The organism is Pseudoalteromonas sp. CO342X (assembly GCF_004208915.1).
Lineage (GTDB): Bacteria > Pseudomonadota > Gammaproteobacteria > Enterobacterales > Alteromonadaceae > Pseudoalteromonas > Pseudoalteromonas maricaloris.
In genome coordinates, this window is record NZ_SGPH01000016.1 from 195,634 (window position 1) to 213,005 (window position 17,372).

Sequence of the window (17,372 nt, forward strand, 5' to 3'; positions counted from 1 at the left end):
CCATCTTGCGCATCGAATAAGAATGAGAAGGAATAGACAATGTTAAAGATGAATGAAGTAAGCAAAATTTACCGCACTGATCTTATAGAGACCCATGCGCTCAGTAATGTCAACTTAACCATTGAAGAGGGTGAGTTTATTGCGGTTACAGGGCCGTCAGGATCGGGTAAAACCACTTTTTTGAATATTGCGGGTTTATTAGAGCGTTTTGAGCGTGGTGACTATTTTTTAGATGGTGAAAACGTTGCCAATCTTAACGATAAAAAGCTGTCACAGCTACGAAACGAAAAAATTGGCTTTATCTTCCAAGGCTTTAATCTTATCAGCGACTTATCTTTATATGACAACGTTGAAGTCCCCCTTATTTTTAGGGGAATAAAAGCCAGTGAGCGTAAAAAGCGCATTGAAGAAGCGCTTGAACTCGTTGGGCTTGCAAGCCGAATGAAACATCATCCTGCACAACTAAGTGGTGGGCAACAGCAGCGTGTGGCTATTGCCAGGGCGCTTGCAGGGAAACCTAGATTCCTACTTGCGGATGAGCCTACGGGTAACTTAGACAGCTTAATGGCAAGACAAGTGATGGATTTATTACAAGAAGTGAATCAGGCGGGCACCACATTGATTATGGTAACCCATGACAATGAGCTGGCTCGAAGAGCGGGTCGTAATATCCAAATTCTTGATGGTGAGCTAACCGACATCACTAAATCTCAGCTAACCGAACTGGCAGTATAGGAGCAAGCGATGAAAGAGCTAATACTATTAGCTTGGCAGGGATTAAAGCAAAAACCCAAGCTAAGCGCACTGATGGTGATCAACCTTGCAGTTGGGATCACCTTGATGTTGACGATGTCAGCCATTGTAAAACAAAGCAGCAGTGAGGTGATTGGTCATAAGGGTGATTACTTGTACACCGCGGGTCTGAATTTTTTTGATAGCGACCAAGACGTTGTCGATTTTAACCAATTTCCTCGCTGGACATATCAAGATGCAGAGGCGCTTAAGCAAGCGGATTTACCATACGAGCATCTATCATTTAACTACACCACAGAGTTTATTGTGGGGCTGGCGGATAACTCAGTTAGGCCTATTAGTGTAGAAGCTTCTGGTACAGATAGAGATATGTTTAGTGTACTAGATGCGCCGTTTATCCACGGAGCTTCTTGGAGTGAACAAAGCCAACAAAGTGGTGAAGCGGTCGCTGTGATCAGTAAAAACGCTAACGACCATCTTTTTGGTGGGGCGAATTCTGTCGGGCAGTTTATTCAAGTTCAAGGCGAACAAATACAAGTCGTGGGCGTGGTTGATTTAAGTAATTATAAACGTCGTTTCCAAGATTTGAGCTTTAGTAATAATTACAATCACGATGCTTTTATCCCGCTAAATTATGCCTATGCGCAAAACTTTCCACGAACAGGGCAAGTATCGTGTAGAACCGACGATTTATACACCGCAACCAACCCACGCAGCGGCAATATCGACATGCTGAAAAGTGCTGAATGTGGTTATTTGACGGTTTGGTTCCAGTACCAAAATGATATGGGGGCGGCACATCTTGCAGAACTAAAAACTTGGTTGAATAACTATATTGCAAATCAGCAAGCGGTAGGCCGTTTTCAACATAATAATCTCACCGATTTTTATAGCATGGGCGAGCTCTATATTTTGATCCAGCGCTTTTTGGCATGGGAAGCCATTTACCTAACGTTTTCGTATTTTCTGTTTGGTATTTGTTTAGTGAATACGGTTGGCATTTTGCTCGCCAAATTCCAAGCCAATCGCAAGCTTATTTCCCTTTATCGAGCGCTCGGCGCAAACCGTGGGGTAATAATGAAAATTCACTTTTTAGAGATCTTGATGCTCACGGTTGCGTCCGTAGCACTTGGCTTTGTATTGGCATTCGCGGGACTTGAATTGATGTTCCACCTACGTATGTATCAGGCAGATTATATGGCATTTGCCGAGCAAGTTCGTCAAATCTATCAGTTTGATGGTGAGCTGGCACTTTTGACCACCATAGGCATTTTCTTGGCGGTTGGGATATCTGGATTATATCCGGTATACCGTAGTAGCCGTGTATCACCAGCTGCGGAATTAAGGGGGTAAGTATGGCGATTAAACATATTTTAAAACTGATCTTAAAGCAAAAAAGTATTGCACTGTTAATCATTCTACAAATCGCGATCACCGTGATGATTGTCAGCAATACCGTGTTTATCAGCTATGCAACGCTGCAAAACTGGCTAATTCCTTCAAAGTTGGAAGAGCAACAAATTCTCAATGTAACGACGCGTGTGTTTGATACCTCCGTAGACGTGCAGTCACTTATAGAAAAGGATATTCAAGCGATTGAAAATGTGCCGGGGGTCGTTGCTGCATCTTATGCTGGTAGAGAGCTGGTATTAAACAGCTTAGGCCCTGGATGGACTATTTTTAAAGATACTCAACCAGAAACGGATTACAGCGTGTTCGGCTACTTTGGCTTGGATGAAAAAGGGGTAGATGTACTTGGGCTTGAACTCGTTGAGGGGCGTAGATTTTATGCCAGCGAATTTATCAAAGGTGATGAGGCAACAAAAAATGCAGGCGTTATTATGATAAGTGACGACCTTGCCACGTCCTTATTTGGTGATGACTCAGCCCTTGGACAGACGGTGTATATTTCAAGGCAGCGTATTCCACATCAAGTAGTTGGTGTTTATAAAGGTAAAATGCTTGGAGAAGGCGCAACATACAATCAACAACCCTACAATTCAGGGGTTGTACCTGAAGTCATTTGGGGTAACCGTCAACGGGCAAATTATTTAGTCAGAGTTGAAAAAGGCGTGTCTGAGCGAGTGCTAGAAGAAGTTGAAACGGCACTTTATCACACCAACGGGCGAATGGTTGAGCGAGTAGAGTTTGTTGCCAGAGCAAAAAAACGTTTGTGGGATGGCCGTAGCACCTTTGCACTCACCATGGCAGGTATAAGCATCATAGCATGCGTGGTCACCGCGCTTGGTATTATCGCACTTGTCAGTTTTTCTGTTAGCCTAAGAAAGAAAGATCATGGTGTTCTTCGTGCGTTAGGTGCATCTAAAGGCAAAGTGATGTGGTCTTTAATTAAAGAAAATACAATTTTAGTCTTTATCGGTTTAGTGCTAGGCTTTGGTCTCTCGATTTTGCTTTACTATTTTTTGATGAATAATGTTCGCGTGCAAAGTGTGGTAGAGATCCCGTTATTGGTTGGGGTAGCTATTTTTACTTGGCTTGTGAGTACATTGGCAGTGTACCTGCCTGCCAAAGAAGCTGCGAAAGTGTCGCCGGCACAAGTAACTAAATCCAGTTAATAATAAAAACAACAAAGCCCCGAAAGGGGCTAAATCTACAAATTAGGATAAAAAGCGTTCATGAGTGTATTGGTAATTGACGATAATCCGGATGTAATTCAAGCCATTAAAGTCCTTTTGTTGCTCAATGATATTCCGTGTGAAGGTGTTACCTCTCCGCAGCTGGGCCTAGAGAAGGTTCGTAGCAAACAGTTCGACTTAGTTATTCAAGATATGAATTTTACCCGAGACACCACCAGCGGCGCGGAAGGTAAAGCCCTGTATAAAGCCATTCGAGATATAGAGCCAGACTTACCCATCATCTTACTGACCGCTTGGACGAATCTTGAAATGGCGGTGGAGCTTATTAAAGATGGTGCAGCAGACTACTTAGCTAAACCTTGGAAAGATCATAAACTCGTCACTTCAGTGAAAAACTTGCTCGAAATGCGAGAACTACAAGAGCAAGTAAGTAGCGCTGCTAATCAGCGCAATACCAGATTACAAAAGCTAAAAGCGCAATACGACCTGTGTGGTGTGGTGGTTGCCGATCCGGCCATGTTGAGCTTGCTTGAAATGGCGACGCAGGTTGCGCACTCCGATGCACCAATTCTGATCACAGGACCAAACGGCGCTGGAAAAGAGAAAATTGCAGAAATTGTGCAAGCCAATAGCAGCTATAAACATAAACCCTTTATTAAAGTGAATGCGGGGGCCATTCCGGCGGACCTCATTGAGGCCGAGTTATTTGGGGTTGAAAGTGGTGCTTATACAGGCGCACAAAAATCGAGGGCTGGGCGCTTTGAAGCAGCTGATGGAGGCACCTTGTTTTTGGATGAAATCGGCAACTTGTCTTTGACAGGTCAGCAAAAGTTACTAAGGGTTTTACAAAGTGGTGAGTTTGAACGCGTTGGCAGCACGGTTACGAAAAGGGTAAATGTTAGGGTGATCAGTGCCACCAACAGTAATTTACCAGAGGCCATTCGCGCGGGTAGTTTTAGAGAAGACTTGTATTATCGGATCAATATGATTGAGCTGAAACTGCCGCCACTATCTGAGCGAAAAGAAGATATTGCCGTGTTAGTGGATCACTTTTTGCCTAGCAATAAGAGTTTGAGTAACACGGCAATGAAACAGTTAAAGCATCATACTTGGCCTGGAAACGTCAGGGAGCTTGAAAACACCATAGGCCGTGCTGTGTTGCTGAGCCCCGGGCAAGAAATTGAGTGTGAGCATTTAGCAATTCAAATACCACAACATGAAGAGCCGCTTGAATATACACAAGCAGATATCGAAGCTGCATTAGACAGCGCTGATGGCGTAGTTAGTAAAGCTGCACGAAAGCTGGGATTAAGTCGGCAAGCACTATACCGGAGAATGGAGAAGTTTGGTTTAAAATGACGGTGTCTCTTCAAGCCGCGGTGTCTGCATGCCTATTTGTATCACTATTGGTGTTTGCGGCTATTTTATGGCTGGCAGCTTCATTTGCAATACCAATTACTCTGTCAATTCCGGTGGGGCTGCTTGTTGCGGCGGTAGTTGGCATTGTCGGTATCAGTTACTTTTTCTCTCGCCAACAGCGGATCATAGATTGCTTAACGGACGGGATCCGCAGTTTTAAAGATCAAGACTTCTCAGTTCAAATTACACATTTTGAAAGCATAGAAATGTCTGATTTAATTTTGGAATATAATCGTTTATCGACAACACTAAAAAAGCAGCGCCACGCCACCAGCCAAAGGGAGTTACTACTCGATACTATTTTGCAGGTGTCGCCGGTGTCGATTTTACTGTTAAATCAGTTTGATCAAGTGGTATACGCTAATGATAAAGCGGGAAAATTACTGAATAACAATAAGTCGTTAAGCGGCCTAGTGCTTCATCATGCCATTGCAAATGCAGACCCAAAGCTGCAAACTATTTTGCTACAAAAAGAATCTGGATTTGTGACTTTTCAAGCCAATGATGAAAAGCAAAGCTATTACTTTTCAAGGCAGAGCATAACACTCAACCACCAGCCGCACGTGTTGCTTATGTGTCAAAATCTATCAAGCGAAATGAGCCGTCAAGAAGTAGGGCTTTGGAAAAATGCCATCCGTCTTATCAGTCATGAACTCAATAATTCATTAGCGCCTATTTCTTCACTGACTAACTCCGCAAATACAATTGTTGAGCGCAGTGCTGAAGAGCAAAACCACGCTCTTATTCAACTGTTGCCTGAAATGCTGGCAACCATTAATCACCGCACCGAAAACTTGAGTGAGTTTGTCGCTAAATATAGCGAGTTTGCGAGGTTGCCCGCGCCTAATATTACAGAGCAACCCTTGCAGCCCTTACTTGATACCGTTGGTAAGCTTTATGACTTTACTTTGCTCGCATCACTCCCTGTAGAGTGCGCTTTTTTTGATCCCATACAGGTAGAGCAGGTATTGATTAATTTGGTTAAAAATGCCCATGAATCGGGATCTAAGATAGATGAAATAGGTGTTAAGTTGCTGGTTGATTATCAACGTCTGATAGTCGTGGTTGTTGACAGAGGTGTAGGAATGGAAGAAGAAAAGCTAGCAAATGCAGTACTACCATTCTTTTCTACTAAACCCAGTGGCACAGGCATAGGACTGAGTATTTGTAATGAAGTCGCCATTGCCCACGGTGGACAACTTAAGCTATTTAATCGCGAGAAAGGTGGTCTAATGGTGCAGTTTGATCTGCCCCTCGTTGCGCCTAGAGCATAGCGTTGTTATTGCACTGACCCATATCGGGTGGGAGCGGGTTCACCCAGCGATCTTTTTGGTTTTAATGCCGTATTTCAGGCGGCGGAAATCTTTTGTCGTGATAAATCACGACCTACAAATATCAAGCTTCACAGGTTTATTCTGTTGCACCATTTTCTGCTAAACCCATATCGGGTGGGAGCGGGTCCACTCAGCGATCTTTGGGTTTTAATGCAATACATTGTGCGGTGGAAATCCTGTGTCGTGATAAATCACGACTTACAAATATCAAGCTTCACAGGTTTATTCTGTTGCACCATTTTCTGCTAAACCCATATCGGGTGGGAGCGGGTTCACTCAGCGATCTTTGGGTTTTAATGCAATACATTGTGCGGTTGAAACCCTGGGTCGTGATAAATCACGACCCACAAACAATACTGGTTGAGCGCATATCTATCGACAGGCAAAGGCAGAACAGTGATACTTAAGCAAGTTGACAATATAGGGAAATGAACTTGAACACGAAAACTCAAACGACCAACCATTTTCTACTCTTCGCGGGTGTGTGTACAGCCATTGCGGCAGTGGCGCACATTGGCTGCATTATCTTTGGTGCACCTTGGTATCGATTTTTTGGTGCCGGCGAGGAAATGGCTACTATGGCCGAGCAAGGGCTTATTTATCCGCACATTGTCACTGCCGTTATCGCTACGATTTTACTGCTCTGGTCATGCTACGCGTTTTCAGGGGCGAAACGGATCCGACAATTACCTATGCTTAAAATCGCCCTGTGTGTAATAAGTGCAATCTTTTTAATAAGGGGAATTGGGTTTGTTTTTATCATGCCAACGATCCCAGATAACAGCATGACGTTTTGGCTGGTGAGTTCCTCTATTTGTTTGGTAATAGGAGGGGCTTACGCGCTTGGAACCAAAAAGGCATGGTCACAAATCTAGCAGCATTAAAAGCTAGCACTTCAGGTGCTAGCTTTTTGTTTAGACTAGGCAGTTAACCTTATTCATTCAGTGCCGTTCTAACACCGGCTTCGAGCTCTTCGTGAACAGATTTAAATAACCCAAGTTGGCGTTCAATGATATGTTCAGGTACACCCGCCATAGCGCGTGCTATGTTGCCGTACAAGCGCTGCTTTTGGGCATCATCAAATAGGCAATATAGAGCACGAGGCTGTGAAAAATCATCATTGTCTTTGCGGTGGTTGTATCTATCTGCCATACCCTCAAGTTCAAGAGCAGGGCGTTTATATTCTGGGCGCTCTTTTGGGCCACCCATCGAGTTAGGCTCGTAGTAGGCATCTTCGTTACCACCAGGTTCATTGTTAAAGAACCGCATTGCACCGTCTTTGTGGTAATGATGTACTGGGCATTTTGGGCGATTAACAGGTAATGCCTCATAATGCGTACCGAGTCGGTAGCGGTGAGCATCGGCATAGGAGAAAATGCGTGCTTGCAACATTTTATCGGGAGAAAATCCAATTCCAGGCACCACGTTAGACGGACTAAATGCAGCTTGTTCTATCTCTGCAAAATAATTGTCTGGTACGCGATTTAATTCGAGTGTGCCAACATCGATGAGTGGAAAGTCGCCATGCGGCCAGACTTTGGTTAAATCAAACGGATTGTGTTGGAACTGTTTTGCTTGCGCTTCAGTCATCACTTGAATCTTCATATCCCATTTCGGATAATTTCCGCGCTCTATGGCCTCAAGCAAGTCCTCTTGAAAGCTCTCCCTGCTTTCGCCAATTACTGATTTTGACTCTTCATCGGTATGATGCTGGTGGCCTTGTTGGGTTTTCATATGAAACTTCACCCAAACTCTTTGGTTTTCCTCGTTAATCAAACTAAAGGTATGAGAGCCATAGCCGTTCATGTGCCTTACATCCGTTGGCAAGCCACGGTCAGACATTAAAATCAATACTTGATGCAGGCTTTCTGGCGACAGTGACCAAAAATCCCATTGCGCGGTGTTGGAACGCAGGTTGGTTTTTGGGTGGCGCTTTTGGGTGTGAATAAAATCTGGGAATTTATACGGATCACGGACAAAAAATACGGGGGTATTATTGCCAACTAAATCCCAATTTCCTTCATCAGTGTAAAACTTTATCGAGAAACCTCTTATGTCACGCTCCGCATCCGCAGCCCCTTTTTCTCCGGCTACCGTTGAAAAGCGCATCAGAATGTCGGTTTGCTTACCAACCTCAGCAAATAGCTTTGCCTTGGTATATCGGCTTATGTCGTTTGTTACCGTAAATGTTCCAAACGCACCCCATCCTTTAGCATGCACGGTACGCTCTGGTATACGCTCTCTATTTTGATGCGCCAGTTTTTCGATTAACTGGTAATCTTCAACCAATAAGGGGCCTCTAGGACCTGCGGTAAGACTATTTTGATTATCGGCGATTGGATTACCTGCGGTGGTGGTTAATGGACACTTGGTCATTGCTCGTTTCCTTCATATAAAATTTAGAAATTAACAGCAATAAATGAACCAAAATAAAAGTGAAATAAAAACAATCTGTTATAAATGTTGTCGGCGGGGGATGTGAGTTTTACTGAGCAAAGTTTTCAGAGTGATGTAAGCGCTACGTGAATTATACAGACTGTTGAAATGCAGCGGTTTCATCCGCTGCAAATTTAGAAATTAATGGTAGCTAAAGTATTAGAAAAACCTCGTTGAATTCCATAAACGTGTTTTACCACTATCTAACCCAACAAACTGCACCGTACCAGTCGTTACGTTACTTGGTAATGTATAGCTAATCGTTTTAGCTTGAGTACCATACGCAAATGCAGAAATACGTTTTACTTTAGTGCCATCAATGTATACGTCTACGTATTCTGTGTTGGTTACATCAAAATTATACACTCCGTTAGTTTCAGCAACCGACGCAAATCTATCTGAATTAAATGCTACCGTTGCACGCGCTGTGGGTTTTGCGAGTAACTTACGAGCGATCGTATTGAAATCTTGAGTATCACCATCGAATATGTCTTCAACGTTATAACTGACAACTTCATTGGCAACACAGCCGTAATCCTCAATGAGCGCATTGATGTGATGACCTTGACGTACCGACTGACGCCACGACACCCGCATACTTTGATCATAAGGTAGCGCTTGATATGGTGCACCCACGTACTGTACAAATAAACCATGCTCAATTACGTTTGCGCCACCTGCACCAGTACGTTCGTGCTGTCCAAATACGGTTGCAATACCATTATCTTGCATACCACATGTGAACATATCACCTGCAGAGTAGGTGTTAGCGTTTGCCCAAACCCCCACGTTACCATAATATGCCTGACCAATCTGGTTTGCTGCATCTTTTGTCATGAATGAGGTTGCAGCAGAGTATTGTTCATTGGTGCCTTGTACGTCAGCCAATACTTGGTGCCAATTATCACTTAGGTAAGTGCCGAACAGGGAATTGTTTAGGATATGGTGGTTCTCAGGTGTGTTGATAAAACGTACATGAGACGGAGTAACACGTTTTGGTGTAAACAGTTGTAGTAAATAGTCGTTATATAGAATATTACCACCAGGGTTGCTTCTAACATCAATAATAAGTGCTTTCGTGTCACTTAGCTGGTTATCTAAGATATCTATGATGGCAACAAGGGCAGTGTTAGTTCCATTTTTAGGTGAAAAAGAGGCAATCTTAATGTAGCCGACTGACTCGCCGTCTACTTGTACTTTATTCCATGTCACCGTCGGCTCAGCAGTGGCATTGGCTGCTAGGGCAAAAGCACTATCTTGTGCTGCAGCTTCTAACTCTTTAAATGTAGCAAATTCATAGTTAATACTTTGCGTAAACTGCGCTGCATTGTCCTCTGTATTCGCTTGAGTACTCGGATTTCCGTTATAAACCAACCAAGGCAAGTTAACACTATATATTTCGCCCGTTTCGTAAGATTCCAAAGTAAGCGTTAGCGCATCATTTTGTGGCGGCATCTGTTTATTATGTGATTTGATAGTCAAGTTATTTAACGCACCAACAAACCCGCCATCTGGATTAGCCCCACCGCCTTGGAATAGTGTGTTGTTTACCACATCCGTTACTGCTTGGCCGTTGTATTCAATGACTTTATCGCCTAAAGAAACTGTTGATGTATCTGGTGCAAGGACGGTGTAGTTTTGCCAGATACGGTTTACGCGTACTTCCTTGCTGCCATCTGTATTGACGGTTTGTGCAAAATGAACTGGCACAAAAGAAACAAAGTTTTTCATTGGTGCCGGGTAGTTATAGTCCAAATGAAAATCTCGCTGAGATAAGAAGATCTTTTGCAGCTGCTGATGAAATTGAGAAGAACTTAGATTTCCCATGTTATTGATTAAGTCGTCTACTGCAACTACTGGGTCTAAGTGTCCGGACGGAGAAAGTCCGTAGTACAGGTTTTTGGCATATTTATTGACGTATAAACCGTCAAGTAATAGTTTTGCTTGCTCAGCTACAAGCGCTTTTTGTTCATAACTATAATCTTGAATACTAATTTGGTCGCGTGTGTCTTCAAGATAGGATATTTGTGCCATTGCACCCGTTGTAAAGCTTAATGCCAGAAGGCTGGCAACTGTTGATAATTTAAACATATTGTTATTGTCCTGTATATGGAAACAAAACTGTTTTATATCTTTTGGGTACAAAAGTCGATAGGTGTTAAACAAAATGATAATAATTTATTGCTTTTATGTGTGTTGATTAAACCGAACTTCCTACTCTTTGTAGGCTAACTAAGGAGAGTATTGGGGAGAATTGAGTTTTAGAGGATTATTTGATTTGCCACGCAACACCCATTTGCGTGGCATCAAGGATGTCGAACGCAAATTAGGCTGTTTGATGTAACTCTTGCTCCATTTGATCTCTCATTTTAAACTTTTGGAGCTTACCCGTTACCGTCATCGGATAGGCATCAACCAATTTGATGTATTTTGGCACTTTGAAATAGGCGAGTTTATCTTTTAAAAATACACGAATATCTTCTTCCGAAATATAGTGTCCCGGCTTAAGTTGAACCCAAACACATACTTCCTCACCATATTTTTCGTCTTTGATCCCAAATACAGCGGCGTCTTGAATATCATGATGATGATAAAGCACTTCCTCAATTTCTCTGGGGTAAATATTCTCGCCACCGCGAATAATCATGTCTTTTATGCGGCCGACGATGCTAACGAACCCTTCGTCGTCCATTACCCCTAAATCGCCAGAGTGTAGCCAGCCGTCGTCATCTATGGTCGCCGCCGTTTTTTCTGGGTCTTGCCAATAGCCTTTCATTACACAATATCCTCGGGCACATACTTCACCAGGCGTACCAATTGGGGCAATATGTCCTAGCTCGTCAATAATTTTGACCTCGGTATGTGGCATAGCACGACCAACAGTCTGCACGCGTTTTTCTACAGGCGAATCGATCTCGGTAATATTATTGATTGGGCTGCACTCGGTTTGCCCGTAACCAATGAGTACATCGGTCATATGCATTTGGGTTTGTACTTGGCGCATGACCTTCTCTGGGCAGGTGGAACCTGCCATCACCCCAGTGCGCAGCGAAGATAAATCAAATTGCATAAAGTCTGAGTGTTCTAATTGTGCGATAAACATTGTCGGTACACCGTGAAGCCCGGTGCATTTTTCTCGTTCGACAACTTCTAAGGTGACAAGCGGATCAAAGCTATCGTTAGGGAATACAGCGCACGCACCTTTACTAATACAAACGAGATTACCGAGTACCATACCAAAACAATGATAAAGCGGCACGGGAATACAAAGCTTGTCTTGCTCTGTGAGCTTCATGGCATTGGCGACGAGTAATCCGTTATTGAGGATATTACTGTGGGTGAGGGTGGCGCCTTTCGGGTTGCCTGTAGTACCTGAAGTGAATTGAATATTGATAGCGTCACAGGCATTTAGGTTGGCTGCAATTGCATTTGCCTCAAGATAATGGGCATCATTTGCTTTGGATAACAAAGTGCTGAAATTCATTAGACCCGGTTCAATATCCTCGTCAATCAGCACAATCTGTTTGAGTGAGGGAAGGCGCTGTGAAGATAATTCGCCAAACATGCAGTCGTAGGATTCTGGTGCCAGCTCTCTTATCATGTCGACGTAATGGCTATGTTTAAAAGACTTCGCCATAACTAACATCTTACACTCAACGTTGTTTAGCACGTATTCAAGTTCGCTTGGGCGATAGGCGGGGTTAATACACACCATAATTACACCAATTTTAGCAGTTGCGAATTGCACTAGACTCCATTCAAGGTTGTTCGGAGACCAAATCCCAACTCTATCCCCCGGTTTGATCCCCACAGCTAAAAGGCTTGCGGCAAGTTGATTTATTTTTGCCAGATACTCACGATAATTTAAGCGAACTGATTGATGAGAGACAACAATGGCTTCTCTTTCTGGATAATTGTCGACAATATTTTCTAGATATTGCCCTATGGTGAGTTGAGTGAGCGGTGCTACTTGGGGGCCTTTGAAGTAACTCTTTGTAAGTGAACCTGCTTTTATTAATTGGCTCTCGGTCGTCATATCTTGTCCTTGCTGTTGATCTCTAGTTTTTATCATTATGCTTTATCAGTGATAACCTAATTGTCGACAAAATCAAGTGCGATTGGACGAAAAGCATGAAATTACGACTAATGGCTAGTGATAAAGTGTGTAATGGCAAGGTAGTAGTAGCTTTATCAGACATATAAAAAACGCCTGAAAATTCAGGCGTTTTGTGGTTTAACTTAAGGGATGTTATTAAGCTAATCCTTCATCTGTATCGACATGCTCATCTTTATGATGCTTCGCGATTTCATCTGAAAGTTCTTGCTTAGAACGCTTCTCTGACATCCGTCTTGCCATTAGCCAGTAAAAGAACAGGGGCAAGAAGAATACTGCAAGGAAGGTAGCCGAGAGCATACCACCCATTACGCCAGTACCCACACTGTGTCTTGCTCCTGCGCCAGCTCCAGAACTCATAACCAGCGGAACTACGCCAAGTATGAAAGCAAGTGAAGTCATGATAATAGGTCTAAAACGCAGTCTTGCCGCTTCAAGGGCTGCGGTTGCTGGACTCCATCCTTCTTGATATTTCATTAGCGCGTACTCGACAATAAGAATGGCATTTTTACTTGCAAGGCCAAGTAGGGTAACCAAACCGATTTGGAAGTAAACGTCGTTGGTTAGCCCAGCAATCCAGATTGAGACCAGTGCACCGAAAGTACCAAATGGTAGCGCTAACATAACCGAGAATGGCAATGACCAGCGCTCATAAAGTGCTGCGAGGATCAAAAATACCATGATCACGGCCATACCGAGTGCAATACCAGTTGTGCCAGAGTTTTGCTTTTCTTGGAACGCGGAACCCGTCCACTCGTAAGTCATATCTGGTGGTAGTACTTTGTTGGCGATACGCTCAAACTCCGCGATAGCTTGACCTGAGCTGTAACCAGGTGCTGCTTCGCCCATTAACTTAACTGCAGATAAGTTATTGTAACGATTCATGGTTTCCGGACCGCGGCTATACTCAACATCCGTAAATGCAGAAATTGGTACCATTTCGCCACGATTGTTTTTCACATAAATGCGGCCTACATCTTCCGGTGTCATTCTAAACTCGGCTTCAGCGGACATAATCACCTGCCATGCACGACCAAACTTATTGAAGTCGTTGACGTAGTAATTACCTAAATTGGCTGCAAGTGCGTTAAACGCAGAATTGATATTAACCCCCATGGCACGCGCTTGTTCACGATCCATATGCACCTTTAGCTGCGGTGCATCAGGACGCCATAGCGTTTGAATGCCTGTAAGGATAGGGCTCTTCTGCGCCTCGGCCATGATCATCTGCATGCCTTGCTTCAATTTAGCGGGATCAGAGCCGCCTTTATTTTGCAAGAAGACTTCAAATCCGCCTGTTGTACCCAAGCCGAAAATTGGCGGTGGGTTAAACGCTAGCACTAATGCTTCGTTAATATGCGCGGTTTTCATAAATAGCTCACCAACAAGTTCCTTCGCTGACACATCGCGTTCATCCCAATGTGTTTGTGTCACGAACATAGTCGCCGCGCTGTTTTTGAAGCCACCACCGATGAAGTCCATCCCCGTAAACGCCACGACGTTTTCGTTAGCTGGGTTAGACTTTGCAGCAGCTATCACTTCATCGGCCACTTTAGCGGTGCGCTCTAATGAAGAGCCGTCAGGCAAAAACACCGCTATCATGTAGTAACCTTGGTCTTCGTCTGGTACCAAAGAGCTTGGTGTTTTTTGCCACAGGAATACCGTTGCACCAATCATCGCTACCATCAATGTTAGGCCTACAAAACCACGGCGAACCATAAAGCTAACCGCGCCAACATAGCGTCCGGTTACACGATGGAACCAGTCATTGAACCACAAGAAAAACTTGGCATCTTGTTTGTGCTCGTGCTTAAGCAGCAATACACAAAGTGCAGGCGTCATTGTCAGTGCAACCACACCGGATAAACTTACAGAGATGGAGATTGTGATCGCAAATTGGCGGAATAGTTCGCCTGTTAACCCACCCAGGAAAGCGATAGGTACAAACACCGAACACAATACCAATACAATCGCGACTACGGGGCCGCTTACTTCTTGCATCGCTTTAACCGCTGCTTCTCTAGCCTGCAAGCCTTGCTCATGCATAATCCGCTCGACATTCTCAAGTACTACGATGGCGTCATCTACCACGATACCAATCGATAACACCATGCCGAACAGCGTAAGCGTGTTAATCGAGTAACCGAGCATATAGAGACCTGCAAATGTACCAAGTAACGAGACCGGAACTGCAAGCGTTGGAATTAGCGTTGCACGCCAGTTTTGCAAGAACAGGTAAACCACTAAGAATACCAAGATCATTGCTTCACCAAGCGTTTTTAACACTTCTCGAATTGAGACTTCTACAAAGCGTGTGGTGTCGTAAGAGTTAACGTGAGCGAGACCTGTAGGGAACTGAGGTTTGATCTGTTCAATTTCAGCCTCTACTGCTTTAGCCACGTCAAGCGCATTCGCGCCCGGTTGTAAGAATACACCGAGTAATACCGCTTCTTTACCGTTAATAGTACCTTGGAAGTTATAGTCTTTAGAACCAAGCTCTACGCGAGCAACATCCTTAAGGCGCAGTGTTGAGCCATCAGGGTTTGCACGAACGATGATATTTTCGAACTCTTCAGCCGTCGATAAACGTCCTTTCGCGGTGACACTATAAACGAGTGATTGCGCGTCTTGAGATGTCGGTGTTGCACCAATACTACCCGCTGCATACTGAGAGTTTTGCTCTCTAATTGCACCCGCAATATCGTCAGCTGTGACTTGCAGTTGACTCATAATATCCGGGCGCAACCAAATACGCATGGCATAGTCTTTAGCACCGAAAATCTGCACGTTAGTCGTACCAGGAATGCGTTTGACGCGGTCAAGGATATTCATGGTGACGTAGTTAGATGTCCAGAGACTTTCTCGAGTACCATCTGGCGAATAGAATGCGTGTACTTGTAAGAAGTTAGAAGATGTCTTTTGAACCACCACGCCTTGGCGTCTAGTTTCTTCAGGGAGACGAGCTTCTACTTGCTTCACCCGGTTATTTACATCTACGGCAGCTTGATCAACATCCGTTCCAATCTCAAAAGTAACTGCGATCGTCGTTACGCCAGAGTTCGTACTGGTTGATGTCATGTACATCATGCCTTCAACACCGGTAATCGCGTTTTCGATAGGGGTTGCAACAGTTTGTTCTAATACATCTGCTGATGCACCAGGGTATACCGCACGTACCTCAACTTGAGGTGGTGCAATTTCGGGATACTGTGCAACAGGCAAACTGCGCATTGCAGCAAGCCCGGCAAGCACTATCACGATAGAGATAACAAAGGCAAAAATAGGCCTGTTTATGAAATATTTGGAGAACATCAGATTATTCCCCTTGCTCGCTCACAGACACTGGCATACCAGGGAAGAAGATCCTCGCCATACCTTCAACGATGACAGGTTGACCTTCTTTTAAGCCTTCGCGAATAACCCACATATTCTCATTATTGAGCTTGACCCATTCACCAACTTTGACCGGCGCAGGTAGGGCTACGGTTGCACCTTGTTCATTTTTGGTAGCAATGTAGACAAATTTCCCCGTACCATTGTCTAGTACCGCTCTTTGTGGAAGTACAACGGCATTATTGCGTACCGCACCAGAGAGCTTAACTCGCACAAACTGCCCCGGTCTTAACTCGCCATTTTCATTAGGAATACGAGCTTGTAACTCACTGGTACCCGTAAAGCGGTTTACCCGGACGTCGCTAAAGTTTACTTTACCGGCTTGTCCGTACAGTGAACCATCTTGCAGAATAATCGTAGTATCAAATTCATTGTTTTCCGGTAATGACAATGAGCCATTTTCTACATCTTGGCGCATTGTAAGCTGCTCACGCTCTGAAAAGCCAAAGCGAGCACGAATGGTGCTGATGTCGGTAAGTTCAGTTAATAGTACACTCGGACCGGAAACATAGCTGCCTTCTGACATCAGCTCACGACCCACAATACCAGAAACTGGTGCTTCAACTTTGGCATATTCAAGGTCCAGCTTAGCTTCACTCAACGCGACTTTTGCAGATTCTAAATTCGCAACTGCAATATCGTAAGCAGATACTGAGTTATCAAAGTCGCGCTTTGATACTGAACGCTCGTTCTTCAAACGCTCAAGCCTTTCGCTCTCGCGCTTAGTTTGATCAACGTTTGCTTTAGCTGCCTGAAGTGCTGCCTGCGCTTTTTCTACCGCTAATTCAAAAGGTTTAAGCTCGATGGTGAATAATGAATGACCAGCTTTTACAAACTGACCTTCCTCAAAGTTGCGAGATTCGATGATCCCAGACACTCGAGAACGAATTTCGACTTCTTTATCACCCGCGAGAGTGGCCGGAAGTTCGATATCGAAAGGCACTGATTGAGTAGTAACTTGTTGTACACTCACTTGCGCAGGTGGCATTGCATGGCCCCCTTGCTGTGGTGCTTCTGAACACGCTGACAAAGTGCCTAACGTGAGCATTAAAAAAGATAGGTGTTTAACACGACTGCGTATTGATGCTGGATACATGAACACTCCAATTCCTATATTATCATTTTATGCTGCCCCGGCTTCGACGGGGAACTACCTTGCAATTTGCCTTTAATAACGCACACTCAACTGGATGCAATCAGTCAAGTGACTTCATTTCATACCTTAACCACACCAAAGTAAAGGCTATTTGTTCGACAATTAAACAAGTAAACGGTAGTGTATACTTAAAGAAATAAAAGGTAAACGGTTGCGTGTACTTTTCTTCA

The 17,372-nt window shown here is 44.0% G+C and carries 11 protein-coding genes; 6 read left to right on the forward strand and 5 right to left on the reverse strand.

What is annotated here, in order from left to right; translation table 11 throughout:
• The first annotated feature begins 39 nt into the window (after window positions 1–39).
• The 6 genes from EXT47_RS07915 to EXT47_RS07940 all read left to right on the forward strand — a co-directional run bounded on the left by EXT47_RS07915 (window position 40) and on the right by EXT47_RS07940 (window position 6,978).
• The gene (locus tag EXT47_RS07915; RefSeq protein ID WP_010604884.1) at window positions 40–735 is read left to right on the forward strand and encodes an ABC transporter ATP-binding protein; all 696 of its coding nucleotides are present in this window, start codon (window positions 40–42) and stop codon (window positions 733–735) included.
• Window positions 736–744: 9 nt separating this feature from the next.
• On the forward strand, window positions 745–2,106 hold the full coding sequence (locus tag EXT47_RS07920; RefSeq protein WP_130126242.1) for an ABC transporter permease: 1,362 nt from the start codon (window positions 745–747) through the stop codon (window positions 2,104–2,106).
• 2 nt (window positions 2,107–2,108) lie between these two features.
• Window positions 2,109–3,329, forward strand: a complete 1,221-nt coding sequence (locus EXT47_RS07925; RefSeq protein ID WP_130126243.1) for an ABC transporter permease — start codon at window positions 2,109–2,111, stop codon at window positions 3,327–3,329.
• Window positions 3,330–3,389: 60 nt separating this feature from the next.
• On the forward strand, window positions 3,390–4,709 hold the full coding sequence (locus EXT47_RS07930) for a sigma-54 dependent transcriptional regulator (protein ID WP_130126244.1): 1,320 nt from the start codon (window positions 3,390–3,392) through the stop codon (window positions 4,707–4,709).
• Window positions 4,706–6,043 carry a PAS domain-containing sensor histidine kinase gene (locus EXT47_RS07935; protein WP_130126245.1) on the forward strand — a complete coding sequence of 446 codons (1,338 nt, stop codon included), beginning with the start codon at window positions 4,706–4,708 and terminating at the stop codon, window positions 6,041–6,043. Before EXT47_RS07930 ends, EXT47_RS07935 begins: the two co-directional genes overlap by 4 nt.
• A gap of 488 nt (window positions 6,044–6,531) precedes the next feature.
• On the forward strand, window positions 6,532–6,978 hold the full coding sequence (locus tag EXT47_RS07940) for a hypothetical protein (RefSeq protein WP_039495765.1): 447 nt from the start codon (window positions 6,532–6,534) through the stop codon (window positions 6,976–6,978).
• 58 nt (window positions 6,979–7,036) lie between these two features.
• Here EXT47_RS07940 and EXT47_RS07945 read toward each other — a convergent pair whose 3' ends face one another.
• The 5 genes from EXT47_RS07945 to EXT47_RS07965 all read right to left on the reverse strand — a co-directional run bounded on the left by EXT47_RS07945 (window position 7,037) and on the right by EXT47_RS07965 (window position 17,142).
• Window positions 7,037–8,479 carry a catalase gene (locus EXT47_RS07945; RefSeq protein ID WP_130126246.1) on the reverse strand — a complete coding sequence of 481 codons (1,443 nt, stop codon included), beginning with the start codon at window positions 8,477–8,479 and terminating at the stop codon, window positions 7,037–7,039.
• A 219-nt stretch (window positions 8,480–8,698) separates the two neighbouring features.
• A complete protein-coding gene (locus EXT47_RS07950) occupies window positions 8,699–10,630 on the reverse strand; it encodes a S41 family peptidase (RefSeq protein WP_130126247.1) in 1,932 nt (643 codons plus the stop codon).
• 235 nt (window positions 10,631–10,865) lie between these two features.
• Window positions 10,866–12,575 (reverse strand): AMP-binding protein, encoded by a 1,710-nt coding sequence (locus EXT47_RS07955; protein WP_130126248.1) that lies wholly within the window; start codon window positions 12,573–12,575, stop codon window positions 10,866–10,868.
• Window positions 12,576–12,791: 216 nt separating this feature from the next.
• A complete protein-coding gene (locus tag EXT47_RS07960; RefSeq protein ID WP_010604876.1) occupies window positions 12,792–15,965 on the reverse strand; it encodes an efflux RND transporter permease subunit in 3,174 nt (1,057 codons plus the stop codon).
• A gap of 4 nt (window positions 15,966–15,969) precedes the next feature.
• Window positions 15,970–17,142, reverse strand: coding sequence for an efflux RND transporter periplasmic adaptor subunit (locus tag EXT47_RS07965; RefSeq protein ID WP_039495769.1), 1,173 nt, complete (start codon window positions 17,140–17,142; stop codon window positions 15,970–15,972).
• Between the last annotated feature and the right edge of the window lie 230 nt (window positions 17,143–17,372).

Coding starts and splice junctions, on each gene's coding strand:
- EXT47_RS07915 (WP_010604884.1), top strand. CDS start 40: ATGTTAAAGATGAATGAAGTAAGCAAAATTTACCGCACTGATCTTATA.
- EXT47_RS07920 (WP_130126242.1), top strand. CDS start 745: ATGAAAGAGCTAATACTATTAGCTTGGCAGGGATTAAAGCAAAAACCC.
- EXT47_RS07925 (WP_130126243.1), top strand. CDS start 2,109: ATGGCGATTAAACATATTTTAAAACTGATCTTAAAGCAAAAAAGTATT.
- EXT47_RS07930 (WP_130126244.1), top strand. CDS start 3,390: ATGAGTGTATTGGTAATTGACGATAATCCGGATGTAATTCAAGCCATT.
- EXT47_RS07935 (WP_130126245.1), top strand. CDS start 4,706: ATGACGGTGTCTCTTCAAGCCGCGGTGTCTGCATGCCTATTTGTATCA.
- EXT47_RS07940 (WP_039495765.1), top strand. CDS start 6,532: ATGAACTTGAACACGAAAACTCAAACGACCAACCATTTTCTACTCTTC.
- EXT47_RS07945 (WP_130126246.1), bottom strand. CDS start 8,479: ATGACCAAGTGTCCATTAACCACCACCGCAGGTAATCCAATCGCCGAT.
- EXT47_RS07950 (WP_130126247.1), bottom strand. CDS start 10,630: ATGTTTAAATTATCAACAGTTGCCAGCCTTCTGGCATTAAGCTTTACA.
- EXT47_RS07955 (WP_130126248.1), bottom strand. CDS start 12,575: ATGACGACCGAGAGCCAATTAATAAAAGCAGGTTCACTTACAAAGAGT.
- EXT47_RS07960 (WP_010604876.1), bottom strand. CDS start 15,965: ATGTTCTCCAAATATTTCATAAACAGGCCTATTTTTGCCTTTGTTATC.
- EXT47_RS07965 (WP_039495769.1), bottom strand. CDS start 17,142: ATGTATCCAGCATCAATACGCAGTCGTGTTAAACACCTATCTTTTTTA.